The following is a 12,789-nucleotide window of genomic DNA, read 5'->3' as shown; positions in this document are numbered from 1 at the left end:
CGCGACCGGACTACGCCGACTGCGGCCGGGCGTCGGGATCGTCCGCCACCCGGTCGAGCTCGTTGCCCAGCACATCCTCGGACGCCGTGCCCTGTTCGCGCGACAGCCGGCGCCGCGTATGGCCGGCCGCGCGGGCGTTGCGGCCCTCGTCGGGGCGCTCGGGCTGCACGAACACATTGGCCGGCGGCGCATAGCCGCTCTTGTCCTGGCCGAAATACACCACGGTGTGCGGGTACGGCAGTTCGATGCCGGCGGCGTTGAAGTGCTTCTTGACCAGCCGGTTGTAGCCGCGTTGCACCGCCCACTGCATGCCAGGCGTGGTCTTGATCAGCACGCGGATGGTGACGCCCTTCTCGCTGAGCGCGGTGACGCCTGGAATGCTGATGTCTTCCAGCACCTCGGGGGCCAGCAGTTCGTCCTGCATGAGTTCGTCGAACGCATTGCGCAGGTGCTGCACGGCATCGTCCACGCTCTCGCGGTGGGCAATGGTGTATTCGCCCAGGTGGTACGAGAAATCGCGCATGTGGTTGGACACCACATCCACCGAGGAAAACGGGATCAGGTGGTAGCCGCCGTCCAGCGTGCGGATGCCGACCGAGCGGATGGTGATTTTTTCCACTGTGCCGAAGATGCCCGCGACCTGGACCACGTCGTTCTGGTTCATGCCGTTCTCGAGCTGGATAAAGACGCCGGTGATGATGTCCTGCACCAGCTTCTGCGACCCGAAGCCGATAGCCAGGCCGACCACGCCCGCGCCGGCGATCAACGGCGCGATGTCGACCCCGATCTGCGACAACACCACCAGCACGGTCATGGTCACGATGACGATCAGCGCCGCGTTGCGGAACAGCGACAGCAGCGTGCGTTCGCGCGCCGTCGGCATGGCCCCGCCCTCGCTCAGGCTCAGGCGATGCTCGATGATGCTGGCAATGATCGTCCATGCCACCGCGGCGATCAGCAGCACGATGGCGACATTGACCACCACCCGCACGGCCGCCGCGCCAGCGTCCGATACGAGCCAGCTCGACAGGTCGAACACGCGCCATGCGTCGAGCACGAACAAGGCCACGACGATGCGGATCAGGATGCCCAGGCCGCGCAGCGCCGCCGGCACATAGGCATTGACGCGGGCCTCCAGCATGGGCAGCCTGCGGCGCACGTCCTCGGGCAGCACGATGCGCCGCGCCAGGGCGCCGGCCAGCAGCATGATCAGCAGCGCGCCCGCCGCCAGCGCCACCAGCGACTGCAGCGTGGCCTGCACCATGAACGGCAGGGCCCGCTCCGGGTCGACCTGGCTGACCACCAGCAATACCGTGAAATAGCCGATCGCCAGCACATGCCAGGCGCGCGCCAGGACCCGGAAGCGGGTGCCGAAATAGCTCGCCGAGGCGCGTTCGGCGCGCTGTTCCAGGCGCTCGCGCAGTATCTGCCGGTTGCGCCATACGACGCGCACCGCGTAGCCATAGGCCGCCAGCATGATGATCAGCCCGGCCAGTTCGCCGATCGAGGGCGACAGCAGCGACTTGGCCAGCGGCTCGACCAGCATCAGGCCGTAGCCGAATGCGGCCGCCATGCGCCCGAGGCGGTCGTTCCAGTAGCGGGCCACGTCGTCGGCCATGGCGAACAGGCGCAGTCTGGGATAGCGGGTGGCGAACACGCCGCGGATCAGCGCCTTGGCGATCTCGACCGCCACATAGGCGTTGATGAACAAGGACTGGGCGGTGCTGACGGTGCCGCGTGCGCCGGTGCCATACCGCGCCACCGCATAGCCGGCCATGCCGGCCAGCAGGACGATGGCCAGGTCGATGGCGAGCGCGCCCAGCATGGCGCCGGCGCGCCGCCCGGCCAGCGCCAGCCCGCCCGGGCGCGAGGGACCCGGCGGCACAGCGGGCGGCTGCCCCATCCATGCGTCGATGCGCGCGTAAGCGCGCGCGGCGATGGCGCGCAGCAACAGGAACACCGCGATGGTGGCGACCGCCACGACGGCCAGTCCCAGCAGCGTGACGGCCAGCTCGTCGCGGCGCTCCGGCGACATGCCGGTGCCGCGCGCCAGCGCGCTCAGGTCGTCGACCGCGCGCTCGGCGTGCGCCGCCATGCCCGCCAGGAACAGTTGAGCGCCGTGCGCGATGCGGGCGGGCAGCGATGGCGCCTGGGCGGGCCCCGATCCGGCGGCCGGACCCGACGCGGGCGCCTGGGCGCGCAGCCGCTCGATGATCTGGTCGCGCGCCGCCGGGTCGGCGAGCAGGTCGGCCAGGCGGTCCGGCGTCAGTTCGGCGGCCTGCCCGACGGGCGCGGCAGTCCCGGCCGGCGCGGCATGCGCCGCCGGAACCGCGCACAGGACGAGCAGCAGCGCCACCCAGCAAGCCAACATCGTCCAGGGCACGGCCAGTCGCGCGCGCGGCAGCGCCGAATCGAAATACATACCCAAAGACCTGGCGGAACTTGCTGGCTCGACCACGTGGCGACCTCCTTGGCGAGAGACGTGCGGCCACTGGAGCGCGGGCCGCCGCAGCGCGGCGCCCGATGAGGCGCCGACGCCATGATATAGGTCCGCCTGGCGCCGCGCCAAACCGGCGGCGCCAGGCGGCCGCCTATTTGCCGGGGGCCGGCTGCGCCGCGGCGGCCACGTCCGGCCGCGGGTCGTCGACGAAACCGTCGCGATTGGGCATGCGGATGCCGCGCAGCGCGGCGGCGTCCAGGGTGGCGTCTTCCGGCAGCAGGCCGTTCAGGTGAAGCACGTATGCCGTGGCCGAGTAGACCTCGTCGTTGCTGAGCGACTGCGGCGCCTGCAGCGGCATGGCGCGCCGGATGTAGTCGTACAGCGTGGTCGCATAAGGCCAGTAGCTGCCGACCGTGCGCACCGGCTTGGCGCTGGCCAGGGTGCCGGCGCCGCCGGCCAGGCGATCGCCCTGCCCGCCCTCGCCCTTTGCGCCATGGCACGCCGCGCACTGCGCCTCGTACAGCGCGCGCCCCGCCGCCACGCTGCCCTGTCCGGTCGGCAGCGCGCGGCCGTCCGGCGCGATATCGATGTTCCAGGGAGCCAGGCGCGCCTCGCTCAAGGGCGTGCCGATGCCGTAGCGGCCGGCGGCCGGCGCCTGCTGGGCTGCCGCGGTCGCCGCGCAGGCACAGGACAATGCCGCGACGGCCCACCGCGCACGCGCGGAGCGCGCCGCGGACGCTTCAGGATGCCTTGATGCGCGCATTGGTGATCTCTCCGGTTGCCGCCACGCGCCAGGGCGTGATCGCGTTGTTGTGATAGACGCCGTTGACGCCGCGCACCGCCACCAGCGCCTCCAGCGTGGGTTGCACGTAGCCGGTCTCGTCGGTAGCGCGGCTCTGGATCACGGCGGGCTGCCCCTGCCAGTCCCATGGAAAGCGAAAACGCGTGATGGCCCGCGACAGCACCGGCTCCTGCAGCGCCGCGTCGTGCCATGTGGCGCCGTCGTCGACCGACACTTCGACGCGGGTGATCTTGCCGCGCCCGCTCCAGGCAATGCCGCGGATCTCGTGGAAACCCCGCTGCGCCAGCCGCTGCCCGCCCGACGGCGCGGTGATGATCGACTTGGCTTCCATGTAGAACGTGAAACGGCGCGCGCTGCCATCTGGCATCAGGTCGGTGTACTTGGACGTTTCCTCGCGCGAATAGACGGGCGCGTCGGTCACGTGCAGGCGCCGCAGCCACTTGATGCTCATGTTGCCCTCGTAGCCGGGCAGCAGCAGGCGCAGCGGATAGCCCTGCTCGGGCCGCAGGCGCTCGCCGTTCTGGCCATACACCAGCAGCGCATCGTCCAGGCATTTCTCGAGCGGGATGCTGCGCGTCATGGCCGCGGCATCGGCGCCTTCGGCCACCACCCACTTGGCCTGCGGCTGCACGCCGGCCTCGGCCAGCACCGTGCGCAGCGGCACCCCTGTCCATTCCGCACAGCTGACCAGGCCATTGGCTTCGGCCGCGGTCTTGCCGTAGACGTTGTAGCCGGGATTGCCCGAGCATTCCAGGAAATAGATGTGCGACTCGGACGGAAAGCGCCGCAAGTCGTCGACCGTGAACAAGAGCGGCGAGCCGACCAGGCCGTGCACGGCGAGCCGGTGCTCGGCCGGATCGATCGCCGGCACACCGCCATGGTGGCGCTCGTAGAACAGGCCGTTGGGCGTGATGATGCCGTCGAGTTCCTGCAGCGGCGAGCGCGTCGACGACGAGATGTACTGCTTGTCGTTGGGACGCAGGTGGCGCACCACGTGCTTTTCGAAGGCCGACGGCTGGCCATAGGGCTGGGCCCCGTTGGGCGCGCCTGGCGCGCGGGTCCAGGGCGGGATGGCCAGCGGCGCGTCGGCGTCGGCCGGCGCGGCGCGCGCCGCGCCGATGCCGGTGGCGGCCAGCAGGCCGCCGGCCGCCACGCCGCGGCGCAGGAAATCGCGTCGGGGATTCGGCTGCGCCGGGGATTCATCCGCGCCGGGATCATGTACCGAGTCGGAGCTTGCTTGCATGCGTTACCTCCGTTGAAGAAACCCGATGACACTAAGTTACTGCCGCACGCGCCGTCAAGCCTGCGCCAGGCATGAGCAAATGCCTGGCGAACCGCGCGCGGCACGGCTTGCGGCCGTCATAACAATATGAAGATTAAACCGTTTGTGGCGTCCCTGCATTCCGACAGAATGGCTGGACGCGGGCCGGCATGGCGCCAACAGTGGTCCGCATTCTCCCGGAGGTTCTGCCACAATGACATCGCTTGCGTTCATCATGATCGGTGCGCGCCGCTGGCGCCCGGCCCTGCTGCTGGCCGCAGCCGCGCTGTGCGCCACGACCCAGGCCGCGCAGCATGCGATCCCCGACACGGTGCCGCCCGGCACTGTACTGCGCATCGGCGACCCGAAAACCCAGCGTGCGCTGGAATTGTCGGGCGAGCTGTCCAGGCTGCCGTTCAAGATCGAATGGGCCAATATCAGCGGCGGGCCCCGCACCACCGAGGCATTCCGTTCGCGCGCGCTGGACCTGGGCGCCGTTGCCGATATCCCGCCTATCCATGCCACGTGGACCGGCCTGCCGGTCAAGATCGTCGCGGCGGGCTTTCGCCGTGATCCGCTCAATCATCCGATCTACAAGCTCGGCATCGCACCCGGCGCGCGCATCGCCAGCATAGCCGACCTGCGCGGCAAGAAGATCGCCTACAGCCCAGGCCAGGCCCAGGGCGCGCTGGTGCTGCGGGTCCTGGAGAAAGCCGGCCTGACGCAGCGCGATGTCACGCTGGTAGAGATGCCCAGCACCGGCGACGTCTATGTCAGCGCGCTGGCCAGCGGCCTGGTCGATGCCGCGCCGATCGCCGAGGCGAACCAGCCTCGCTATTTGCTGAACTACGGCAAGGATGGCGCGCGCCTCCTCCCGCACGGCCTGCGCGACGACCCCTGGTACCTGTACGGCCTGCAATCGGTATTCGACGATCCCGCCAAGGCCGCCGCGGCACGCGAATACGTCAGGGCATGGGCGCGCGCAGCGCGCTGGATCTACGAACATCCGGACGAATGGATCCGTGGCTACTACGTAGAGCAGCAAGGGCTATCGCCGGCGGACGGCCGCCACCTGGTGCAATCAGCCGGCGAGCCGGATATTCCCGCCAGCTGGGTTGAAGTAATCGCGCGCCAGCAGGCCACCATCGACCTGCTGGCCAGGGAGACGGGCAAGCCGCGCCTCAATGCAGAAGATCTGTTTGACCGCCGCTATGAAGCGGTGGCAGCAGGCGCGCTGGAGGCACCATGAGCCAGGCGCCGATCCTTGCCGCCGTTCTGGCGCCCGACACTGAGCGGGTCGCGCGGCGGCCCGTCGCGCGGCTGGCCCTGGGCCGGCCCTGGCGCTACGGGTCGGCCATTGGCCCGCTGCTGCTGCTGGCGATCTGGACGCTGGGCTCGTACACAGGCCTGATCGACCACCGCACCCTGTCGCCACCCTGGGTCGTGGCCGGCACCGCGGCCGAACTGGCGGCGTCAGGGCGGCTCTGGGACAACTTCGAGACGTCGCTGTGGCGCGCGCTGCAGGGCCTGTTCTGGGGCGTGCTGGCGGGCGGCCTGCTGGGCCTGGTGGCCGGCCTGAGCCGCATCGGAGAGTACATCATAGACGGACCGGTCCAGATCAAGCGCGCCATCCCCACCCTGGCCCTGATACCGCTGTTGATGCTGTGGCTGGGCATCGGCGAAGGCATGAAGATCACGACCATCGCGCTCATCGTGTTCGTACCGATCTACATCCAGACGCACGATTGCCTGCGCAGTATCGACAGCCGCTATCTGGAACTGGCGCAGACGCTCGGGGTCGGCCGCGGGCAGTTCATCCGGCATGTGATCTTTCCCGGCGCATTGCCTGGCTTCCTGCTGGGCCTGCGCTTCGCGGTCACCTCGTCGTGGCTGGCGCTGGTGGTGGTCGAGCAGGTCAATACCACCCGCGGCATCGGATACATGATCGAACTGGCGCGTACTTACGGGCAGACCGAAATCATCATCGTGGGACTGGCGCTGTACGCAGCGCTGGGCCTGTCGTCGGACGCCCTGGTCCGGGTACTGCAGAAAAAGGTGCTGAGATGGCGCAAGACACTGGACAATTGACTGCCTCGCCCGCCGTGACCGTGCGCCGCCTGACGCGCCGCTTCGGCTCGCGCATCGTGCTGGACGCCATCGACCTGGATATCCGGGCCGGTCAATTTGTCGCGCTCCTGGGCCGCAGCGGCTCTGGCAAGAGCACTTTCCTGCGGGCCCTGGCCGGCCTGGACCACGAAGCCAGCGGGACAGGCGCCCTGCACGTGCCGGAGCGGCTGTCGGTAGTATTCCAGGACGCCCGGCTGCTGCCCTGGAAACCCTTGCTGGACAATGTCGCGTTCGGCCTCGATGGCGCCGGCGCGGCGGCGCGTGCGCGCGAAGTGCTCGGCCAGGTCGGCCTGGCCGGGCGCGAGCTGTCGTGGCCCGGCGAACTGTCCGGCGGCGAGCAGCAGCGCGTCGCGCTGGCCCGGGCACTGGCGCGCGCGCCTGGCTTGCTGCTCGCCGACGAGCCCTTCGGCGCGCTCGATGCACTGACGCGCATCCGCATGCATGCGCTGCTGCGCCGACTGTGCCAGCACCATCGGCCGGCCGTCCTGCTGGTCACGCACGACGTCGACGAGGCCATCCAGCTGGCCGAGCGCATTCTGGTCCTGGATCAAGGCCGACTCAGTGTCGACCTGCAAGTCGATTTGCCGGCCAGCCATCCACGCCGCGAAACCCAGGCCGCCGAGCTGCGCGCGCACCTGCTGGCCAGCCTGGGAGTGGGTGTCGACGAAGCGGCCGCGCAACCCCGGCGCGCCGCGGCCTGAACGCGGACACCCGGCATGAACCTCGCCGACACGGGCGGGGTTGATGCCGGGTGTCCGCCACACTGCCGCCGGCCGGCTTAGTGAACCCGGGGCAACACGTTCTCGCCGACACGCCAGGCTTCCTCCAGATTGGGATAGCCGGACAAGATGAAGGTATCGACGCCCAGGTCGCGGTACTCGCGCAGGCGCACGGCCACCTGCTCGTAATCGCCCACCAGCGCCGTGCTCGCGCCACCTCGCACCAATCCTGCGCCCGCCCACAGTCCGGGCGCCACTTCGAGGTCGCGCACGGTGCGCACCGTCTTGCCTGCATGCAGCCCCGGCATGCGCGCCTGGCCGACCGACTGGCTGGCTCCCAGTACGGCGCGCGCCCGCTCGATGGCCTGCGGCGCCACGCCGCGCCACAAGCGGTCGGCCTCGGCCCACGCTTCATCTTCGCTACGCCGCGCGATCACGTGCAGGCGCATGCCAAAGCGCAGCCGGCGGCCTTGGCGGCCGGCCAGCTGCGCCATCCGCTCCAGCCGCTGGCGCACCATGGCGGGCGTCTCGCCCCACAGCAGATAAACGTCGGCATGGCGTGCCGCCACCTGCTCGGCCGGCGCCGAGGCTCCGCCGAAATACACCGCTGGCGCCTGTTCGAGGGGCCGGCGCAAGCCGCCGTCGTCGATGCGGTAGTGCCGGCCGTCGAAGTCCTGCCCCGGGCCATCCCACATACGGCGCGCTACTTGCAGAAATTCGGCGGTGCGGGCATAGCGCTCGTCATGTTGCAGGAAATCCCCGTATGCCTCCTGCTGGTCCTGGTCGTCGCCGGTGACCACGTTAAGCAGCAGCCGTCCTGCCGTGAACGCCTGCAGGGTCGCGACCTTCTGTGCCGCATAGGCCGGCAGCTCGAGCCCGGGCCGGAGCGCGACCAGGAACCTCAGCCGCGCGGTTTCCTGGGCCAATGCTGCAGCCAGCAGCCAGGCGTCTTCACACGCTGCGCCGGTGGGCATCAGCACCGCATGGAAGCCGACGGCCTCGGCGGCGCGCGCAACCTGCACCAGATAATCCGGGCGCGGTTCTCGCTGGCCCCCCTCGCGCACGCCCGCCACGCTGGTGTTGTCGACCAGATGCCGGCCGTCGCCGCTAGTCGGCAGAAACCAATTGAATTCAATAGACATGCCAGGTACTCCATTGCAAGGGTCAGCGCCCGGCCGCCGCGCGCAAGGGTCCGGGTTGCCGTGACTTGAGCAAAGGCGCCACCGCCTCGCCGAAGCGCAACGCTTCTTCCAGATTCGGATAGCCCGAGAAGATGAAGCTGTCCAGGCCCGCGGCGTGCAGTTCCTCGATGCGCTCGGCGACTTGCTGGTGACTGCCCACCAGTGCCGTGCCGGCGCCGCCGCGCACTAATCCGACGCCGGCCCACAGGTTCGGATAAACCTCCAGGTCGCGCGCGCGATCGGGCGGCCGGCCCGCATGCAGGCTGGCCATGCGCGCCTGGCCGGTGGCCTCGCTGCGCCGCAGATGGCGTTGCGCGTTTTCGATATCGGTCCGGGAGACCTCGCGCAGCAGGCGTTCGGCCTCGGCCCATGCTTGCGCCTCGGTATCGCGCGCGATGACATGTACCCGGTAGCCATACCGCAGCTTGCGGCCATGTACGGCGGCCAGCTCGTCGGCTGATGCAATGCGCTCGCGCACCATGGCCGGCGGTTCGCCCCAGAACAAATAGGTGTCGCTGTGGCGCGCGGCGACGGCTTCCGCCGCGGCCGAGGCACCGCCGAAATAGATCGGCGGCACTCGCTCCATCCGTCGTCGCAAGTGGGCATCGCGCAACCGATAGTACGTGCCTTCATACGAGAACCGCTCGCCCGCCCACAGGCGGCGCACGATCTCCAGGAATTCGCCGGTGCGCGCGTAGCGCTGGTCATGGTCGAGGAAATCGCCATAGCCGCGCTGCTCCGCCGAACTGCCGCCGGTAACCACGTTCAACAACAGCCGATCGCCGGTGAGCCGTTGCAGCGACTGCGCCGTCTGCGCGGCGACCGCCGGCAGCACGAAACCGGGCCGGAAAGCGACCAGGAAGTTCAGCCGCGTGGTGGCGCGCGACAGCGCCGCCGCCACCACCCAGGCATCGTGGCAGGTAGGACCGGTGGGAATCAGGACGGCATTGAAGCCGGCATACTCGATGGCGCGCGCGACATCGCTCAGGTATGCGGGACTGTTGGGACGCATGTGCCCGTGCGGGCTGCCAAGCTGGTTATTGGCCAGCCCATGGAAATCGCCGTGCGACGGCAGGTACCAATTGAGTTCGATGCTCACATCGACCCCGCCCGTCTACAGTTTCGCCACCGAGACTTCGGTCGCCTTGACGAAGGCCAAGACCTCGGAACCGACCTGCAAGTCCAGTTCCTTGACCGAGCGCGTGGTGATCACCGAAGTCACGGTGCCAGCCGGCGTGTCCACGTCGACCTCCGACAATACCGGCCCCAGGATGATTTCCTTGATGCGGCCGCGAAACTGGTTGCGCGCGTTGATGGATTGAATGCTCATGGCGATGCTCCTTGCAGTGATGGGCGGTGCTAGACGGCCAGCCTCAGGCGGCCGATGGGAATAACGGGCGCCAATGCCGGCGCCGGCACGCCGCGCCCCAGCACGGCGTCCAGCACGCGCGCCTCCAGCGCGGCAAAGGCGGCGGCGCCGCGGCGGCGTGGCCGGGCCAGCGCCACGGGCTGGTCCAGCACGATGCGGCCTGCGTCGATCACCAGGACGCGGTCGGCCAGCGCCACCGCCTCCTCGACGTCGTGAGTCACCAGGACCGCAGTGAAGCGGTCGCGCCGCCACAGGTCTTCGATCAGTTGCTGCATGTCCAGGCGGGTCAGCGCATCCAGTGCGCCCAGCGGTTCGTCCAGCAACAGCAGGCCGGGCCGGTGCACCAGCGCGCGGGCCAGCGCCACGCGCTGCTTTTGCCCGCCCGATAGCGCCGCGGGCCATTCTGCGCCCCGCTCGCCCAGGCCCACCTGCCGCAGCACGGCCGCGGCCGCGCCGCGCGCGCTGGCCGGCATCCCGATGGCAACGTTGTCCAGCACCGGACGCCAGGGCAGCAGGCGGGCGTCCTGGAACATGATGCGCACCTGCTCGCCGGCGTCCGCTGGCACGTGCCCGTCCAGGCGGATCGCGGCGGCCGGGTCGCCGGCGCCATCGGGTCCTGCCGCGGGCGGCTCCAGGCCCGCCAGCAGGCGCAGCAGCGTGCTCTTGCCGCAGCCGCTGCGGCCCACCACCGCGACGAACTGACCAGGCGCGACGTCCAGCGTCAGCCCGTCCAGCACCGTGCGCGCGCCGTAGTGCTTGTACAGGCCGCGCAGGCCGATGCGCACGCCCGCGCGCGCCGGGGCCGGCGGCGGCGCATCCTCGCGCGAAGGCTCGCGCCGAGCGCCATCCAGGTATTGCAGATACTCGAATTCATTCAGGTTGACGAACATGCCCGGCTCTCCATTGTCGCGGCATCAGGCCGCGCGATACATGGGGTTCCAGCGCAACAGGCGCCGCTCCAGTCCGCGCGCGCACAGGTCCGCCAGCTTGCCCAGCAGCGCATACAGGAGGATGCCCAGCAGCACCACGTCGGTCTGCAGGAATTCGCGCGCGTTCATGGTCATGTAGCCGATGCCAGATTGGGCCGAGATCGTCTCGGTGACGATCAGGATCACCCACACCAGCCCCAGCGCGAAGCGCAGCCCCACCAGGATCGCGGGCAGCGCGCCCGGCAGGATCACGTCGCGATACAGGCGCCAGCCGCCCAACCCGTAGGAGCGCCCCATTTCGATCAGCGCCGGATCGACTGAGCGGATACCATGGAAGGTGTTCAGGTACATGGGGAAAAACACGCCCAGCGCCAGCAGCGACAGCTTGGCGGCCTCCTCGATGCCGAACCACAGGATCACCAGCGGGATCAGCGCCAGCACCGGGATGTTGCGAACCATCTGCAGGCTGGTGTCCAGCAGCGTCTCGGCCAGGCGCGACGCCCCATTGAGCAGCCCCAGCGCCAGGCCCAGCCCGCCGCCCAGCAGCAGGCCCCACGACGCGCGCAGCGCGCTGACGCGCAGGTGTTCCCATAGCTCGCCCGACGCCGCTAGCTCCCAGCCGGCGCGCGCCACTGCCGATGGGGCGGGCAGGATGCGCGAAGACAGCCAGCCGGCCTGTGCCGACCATTGCCACAATGCCAGCACCGCCACCGGCACCAGCCAGGGCAAGGCGCGCTGCCGCCAGCCGCCGGCCATGAGGCGCGCCATCAGCCCGCCGCCCTGGCGGGCGCCAGGCCGGTCGCCATGACCTCGCCGAACGGGCCGCTGAGCAGCCCCGCCCCGGACTGCGCTGGCGCCTTGCCGGGCAGCAGCGGGAACACCAGCTCGGCGAAACGGTACGATTCTTCCAGGTGCGGATAACCGGACAGGATGAAAGTGTCGATCCCCAGGTCCGCGTACTCGCGCATGCGCCTGGCCACGATTTCCGGACTGCCGACCAGCGCCGTGCCAGCGCCGCCGCGCACCAGGCCGACGCCGGCCCACAGGTTGGGAGCGATTTCCAGGTGCGCCCTGCCGCCGCGCGCATCGCCAAGGCGGCCGCCATGCAAGGCGGCCATGCGCCGCTGCCCTTCCGAATCCATGCGGCTGAACGCCGCCTGCGCGGCGGCCACCGTATCGTCGTCCAGGTGCCGGATCAGGTCGTCGGCGGCTGCCCAGGCCTGTTGCTCGGTTTCGCGCACGATTACGTGCAGGCGGATGCCGAATTTCAATGTGCGGCCGCGGCGCGCCGCGCGGGCGCGCATGTCGGCCAGCTTGGCGGCAACCGCATCCGGCGGTTCGCCCCAGGTCAAATAGACATCGAGCTGCTCGGCCGCCAGCTCGTGGGCCGCCTCCGACGAGCCGCCGAAATACAGCGGCGGATACGGCGACTGCACCGGCGGGTAGATGACCTTGCCGCCCCTGGACACCTGCCAGCGGCCCTCGTGGCTGTACGCCCCGCCCTGGTGGCTGGCCTGCAGGATGCCGCGCCAGATCCGCAGGAACTCTGCCGTGATGGCATAGCGCTCATCGTGGTCGACGAACAGGCCGTCGCCCTCCAGTTCGGCCGGGTCCCCGCCGGTGACCACGTTGATCAGCAGCCGGCCTTCGGACATGCGATCGAAGCTCGCCGCCATGCGCGCCGCGAACTGCGGCGAGCTGACGCCCGGGCGGATGGCGACCAGGAACTTGAGCCGCCGGGTCGCGCCGATCAGGCTCGAGGCCACGACCCAGGCGTCTTCGCAGGAGCGGCCGGTCGGCAGCAGCACGCCGTCGTAGCCCAGCGTGTCGGCCGCCACGGCTACCTGGCGGAAGTAATCATGGCTGCCGGCGCGGGCGCCGTGGGTGGTGCCCAGGTAGCGCGAATCGCCGTGCGTAGGAATAAACCAGAAGACATTCATGCGGGATTCCGGATGAGATGA

At 69.8% G+C, this 12,789-nt stretch carries 12 protein-coding genes; 3 read left to right on the top strand and 9 right to left on the bottom strand.

Annotated features, from left to right (window positions below; all coding sequences use genetic code 11):
- Nucleotides 1-10: 10 nt before the first annotated feature.
- The 3 genes from ACKTT0_RS20555 to soxC all read right to left on the bottom strand — a co-directional run bounded on the left by ACKTT0_RS20555 (nt 11) and on the right by soxC (nt 4,485).
- The gene (locus ACKTT0_RS20555; protein ID WP_407851623.1) at nt 11-2,422 is read right to left on the bottom strand and encodes a mechanosensitive ion channel domain-containing protein; all 2,412 of its coding nucleotides are present in this window, start codon (nt 2,420-2,422) and stop codon (nt 11-13) included.
- 169 nt (nt 2,423-2,591) lie between these two features.
- Nucleotides 2,592-3,203: a c-type cytochrome gene (locus ACKTT0_RS20550; protein ID WP_407851622.1), complete on the bottom strand. Its 612-nt coding sequence runs from the start codon at nt 3,201-3,203 to the stop codon at nt 2,592-2,594.
- Nucleotides 3,181-4,485, bottom strand: a complete 1,305-nt coding sequence (gene soxC / locus ACKTT0_RS20545; RefSeq protein WP_407851621.1) for a sulfite dehydrogenase — start codon at nt 4,483-4,485, stop codon at nt 3,181-3,183. The genes ACKTT0_RS20550 and soxC overlap by 23 nt, the downstream gene beginning before the upstream one ends.
- Before the next feature lie 232 nt (nt 4,486-4,717).
- Between soxC and ACKTT0_RS20540 the strand changes: the two genes are divergently transcribed.
- Genes ACKTT0_RS20540 through ACKTT0_RS20530 form a run of 3 tightly spaced genes read left to right on the top strand, consistent with a single transcriptional unit; the run spans nt 4,718 to nt 7,331 of the window.
- Nucleotides 4,718-5,752, top strand: a complete 1,035-nt coding sequence (locus tag ACKTT0_RS20540) for an ABC transporter substrate-binding protein (protein ID WP_407851620.1) — start codon at nt 4,718-4,720, stop codon at nt 5,750-5,752.
- On the top strand, nt 5,749-6,591 hold the full coding sequence (locus ACKTT0_RS20535; RefSeq protein ID WP_407851619.1) for an ABC transporter permease: 843 nt from the start codon (nt 5,749-5,751) through the stop codon (nt 6,589-6,591). The genes ACKTT0_RS20540 and ACKTT0_RS20535 overlap by 4 nt, the downstream gene beginning before the upstream one ends.
- The gene (locus ACKTT0_RS20530) at nt 6,567-7,331 is read left to right on the top strand and encodes an ABC transporter ATP-binding protein (protein ID WP_407851618.1); all 765 of its coding nucleotides are present in this window, start codon (nt 6,567-6,569) and stop codon (nt 7,329-7,331) included. The genes ACKTT0_RS20535 and ACKTT0_RS20530 overlap by 25 nt, the downstream gene beginning before the upstream one ends.
- Nucleotides 7,332-7,408: 77 nt before the next feature.
- Here ACKTT0_RS20530 and ACKTT0_RS20525 read toward each other — a convergent pair whose 3' ends face one another.
- The 6 genes from ACKTT0_RS20525 to ssuD are packed head-to-tail and all read right to left on the bottom strand — an operon-like array spanning nt 7,409 to nt 12,768.
- Entirely contained in the window at nt 7,409-8,491 is a 1,083-nt protein-coding gene (locus ACKTT0_RS20525; protein ID WP_407851617.1) for an LLM class flavin-dependent oxidoreductase, read from the bottom strand.
- Nucleotides 8,492-8,513: 22 nt separating this feature from the next.
- Nucleotides 8,514-9,629, bottom strand: a complete 1,116-nt coding sequence (locus ACKTT0_RS20520; protein ID WP_407851616.1) for an LLM class flavin-dependent oxidoreductase — start codon at nt 9,627-9,629, stop codon at nt 8,514-8,516.
- Between the two features lie 15 nt (nt 9,630-9,644).
- Nucleotides 9,645-9,860: a TOBE domain-containing protein gene (locus tag ACKTT0_RS20515; protein ID WP_407851615.1), complete on the bottom strand. Its 216-nt coding sequence runs from the start codon at nt 9,858-9,860 to the stop codon at nt 9,645-9,647.
- Nucleotides 9,861-9,889: 29 nt separating this feature from the next.
- The gene (locus tag ACKTT0_RS20510) at nt 9,890-10,789 is read right to left on the bottom strand and encodes an ATP-binding cassette domain-containing protein (RefSeq protein ID WP_407851614.1); all 900 of its coding nucleotides are present in this window, start codon (nt 10,787-10,789) and stop codon (nt 9,890-9,892) included.
- Nucleotides 10,790-10,813: 24 nt separating this feature from the next.
- Nucleotides 10,814-11,596 carry an aliphatic sulfonate ABC transporter permease SsuC gene (gene ssuC, locus ACKTT0_RS20505; RefSeq protein ID WP_407851613.1) on the bottom strand — a complete coding sequence of 261 codons (783 nt, stop codon included), beginning with the start codon at nt 11,594-11,596 and terminating at the stop codon, nt 10,814-10,816.
- Nucleotides 11,596-12,768, bottom strand: a complete 1,173-nt coding sequence (ssuD, locus tag ACKTT0_RS20500) for an FMNH2-dependent alkanesulfonate monooxygenase (protein ID WP_407851612.1) — start codon at nt 12,766-12,768, stop codon at nt 11,596-11,598. Before ssuD ends, ssuC begins: the two co-directional genes overlap by 1 nt.
- Between the last annotated feature and the right edge of the window lie 21 nt (nt 12,769-12,789).

This window comes from Bordetella saccharivorans, from assembly GCF_045862855.1.
GTDB classification, from domain to species: domain Bacteria; phylum Pseudomonadota; class Gammaproteobacteria; order Burkholderiales; family Burkholderiaceae_B; genus Bordetella_A; species Bordetella_A petrii_F.
This window is presented reverse-complemented; position numbering and strand designations above follow the sequence as displayed.

Bases quoted from the DNA above. Each gene is read 5' to 3' on its own strand.
- ACKTT0_RS20530 (WP_407851618.1), top strand. From the start codon at position 6,567: ATGGCGCAAGACACTGGACAATTGACTGCCTCGCCCGCCGTGACCGTG.
- ssuD (WP_407851612.1), bottom strand. From the start codon at position 12,768: ATGAATGTCTTCTGGTTTATTCCTACGCACGGCGATTCGCGCTACCTG.
- ACKTT0_RS20550 (WP_407851622.1), bottom strand. From the start codon at position 3,203: ATGCGCGCATCAAGGCATCCTGAAGCGTCCGCGGCGCGCTCCGCGCGT.
- soxC (WP_407851621.1), bottom strand. From the start codon at position 4,485: ATGCAAGCAAGCTCCGACTCGGTACATGATCCCGGCGCGGATGAATCC.
- ACKTT0_RS20510 (WP_407851614.1), bottom strand. From the start codon at position 10,789: ATGTTCGTCAACCTGAATGAATTCGAGTATCTGCAATACCTGGATGGC.
- ssuC (WP_407851613.1), bottom strand. From the start codon at position 11,596: ATGGCGCGCCTCATGGCCGGCGGCTGGCGGCAGCGCGCCTTGCCCTGG.
- ACKTT0_RS20515 (WP_407851615.1), bottom strand. From the start codon at position 9,860: ATGAGCATTCAATCCATCAACGCGCGCAACCAGTTTCGCGGCCGCATC.
- ACKTT0_RS20525 (WP_407851617.1), bottom strand. From the start codon at position 8,491: ATGTCTATTGAATTCAATTGGTTTCTGCCGACTAGCGGCGACGGCCGG.
- ACKTT0_RS20540 (WP_407851620.1), top strand. From the start codon at position 4,718: ATGACATCGCTTGCGTTCATCATGATCGGTGCGCGCCGCTGGCGCCCG.
- ACKTT0_RS20555 (WP_407851623.1), bottom strand. From the start codon at position 2,422: ATGTATTTCGATTCGGCGCTGCCGCGCGCGCGACTGGCCGTGCCCTGG.
- ACKTT0_RS20535 (WP_407851619.1), top strand. From the start codon at position 5,749: ATGAGCCAGGCGCCGATCCTTGCCGCCGTTCTGGCGCCCGACACTGAG.